Source organism: Microcoleus sp. w2-18bC1, from assembly GCF_036700365.1.
Classification (GTDB): domain Bacteria; phylum Cyanobacteriota; class Cyanobacteriia; order Cyanobacteriales; family Microcoleaceae; genus Microcoleus.
This window is the reverse complement of record NZ_JAUBOS010000159.1, coordinates 1-1,489: the sequence shown is the minus strand read 5'-3', so window position 1 is coordinate 1,489 and position 1,489 is coordinate 1. Positions and strand designations below refer to the sequence as shown.

General features: G+C 44.2%; 3 protein-coding genes. All 3 read right to left on the bottom strand.

Annotation, left to right across the window (positions count from 1 at the left end; genetic code table 11):
- Positions 1-64: 64 nt before the first annotated feature.
- From QT979_RS28825 to QT979_RS28815, 3 genes are read right to left on the bottom strand one after another with little or no spacing between them, the layout of a single operon-like run.
- Complete coding sequence (locus QT979_RS28825; protein WP_333312383.1) at positions 65-250, bottom strand: hypothetical protein; 186 nt, start codon at positions 248-250, stop codon at positions 65-67.
- Positions 251-290: 40 nt separating this feature from the next.
- A complete protein-coding gene (locus tag QT979_RS28820; protein WP_333312382.1) occupies positions 291-695 on the bottom strand; it encodes a hypothetical protein in 405 nt (134 codons plus the stop codon).
- Positions 695-1,279 (bottom strand): hypothetical protein, encoded by a 585-nt coding sequence (locus QT979_RS28815; protein WP_333312381.1) that lies wholly within the window; start codon positions 1,277-1,279, stop codon positions 695-697. The genes QT979_RS28820 and QT979_RS28815 overlap by 1 nt, the downstream gene beginning before the upstream one ends.
- Positions 1,280-1,489: the final 210 nt, after the last annotated feature.

Below are 1,489 nucleotides of genomic sequence, written 5' to 3'. Positions count from 1 at the left end.
TTAATAATTTTAGGAATCGCGTATTAGCTTGCTTTTCTGATTAGAGAAACTTATAACCATAAGTTCAGGAGAGCCGAGATTTTCCCCTCGGTTTAGGTAGTTTCGTCGGAGTACCAATGTCAACTAAAATCGATAACATTGATTGGGCAACACGTCCAGGAGTTAAATCGATCGTAGCAGATTGCCAAGGCAGTCGATTTTCTTTAACTAAATCCCTAGCCAGCCAGAGTTGCCAACTCCGGGGCGGCATTAAATCACTCCACCGCTCACATTGAGAGGGAGTTCTCAGGTTAGGCAATGTCCAATGTAATCTTTGCTTGGCTCTCCCGATACCAATGATCCACTCCAAAACGTCGTAAATACTTAAACCAAACTATTTCTAAAGGTAGAGTTAGTTTTCCCACCCAAGCCAACCACAAGGGTGGAAACGGCTGACCGTTTGACATGGGATTGAGTCTTTCGATGAGAATTAAATTGACAGGATGTTCAGGGGCGCGATAAAAATGTAAGTCAAGCCATTGACGGACTCGGACTTGTCCCAACTGTGGATGAGAGTCAATTTCGATCGCAGTATCCACTTTGAGCCATGTGGTTGGGTCATTGAGTCTCATTTTGGACCCGTGTTTTCGCGGTCTACCGCGACCACTATAGGCTGGTGGTGCTGACCAAAAACAAGCATTTTTTCGGACTCTCATTAAGCAATCAGCTTGAATATCTGCTTGCGCTCGCTACCCAAGTTGCATTGCCATATTCGGGCGTCTAAGACTGCTAATATTGGGTTGACGCTTTGTTGGCAAACAAGTTTGAGTTGGGAAGCTGCTTGAAGTATGGGTGAAGACCCACTACTAATTCTTTCATGGAGTAGGGGTAATGCCCAACTTCCTTGTTCTTCAGGTATCCACGCAATTGTACTATATCCCTGTCCAACAATGCAGCCTTTCTGATATTCATGGGTTCTGTCTTTTAATGTTTGAGCGTCAGGTCTCGCCCATGCAGTGTGGTCAATTGCCACTAATATATGTTCTGTTCTAGGTACTTGCTGCTGTAATTGCTCTTGATACAGCATCATCAGTTTTTTCCGGTCTGGTCTACAGTCTTGTAAGGCTTCATAGACGCTTGACCATTGACGATTGAATAATGGATTGAGCGAAAATTCCGCCAAACAAGCCGCATTCCTGGTTGTCATTACTGCATCCATCAGCTCAAATGTTGCATCTTTCGCCAGCACTAATAACTCGTATGCTGCTTGACGAAAGTCTTTTAATCGTTCACTGTTCATTAAAGGAGTGGATAGGTTTTCTTTTCACCCTTATTCTCTCCCAGCGCGGTGGCTCTAGTTCTTCTGAAGCCACCTTTCTCATCTTTATTTAGTCTAAACTACAGCTCTTGAAATTGGAAGTCTTTTTTCTGAAGTAGTGCAAAGGATACGCCCCTGGAATCAAGCCATGATGCGAGTTTGGGGCTATGGAACTCTCGATCACCTAAGACC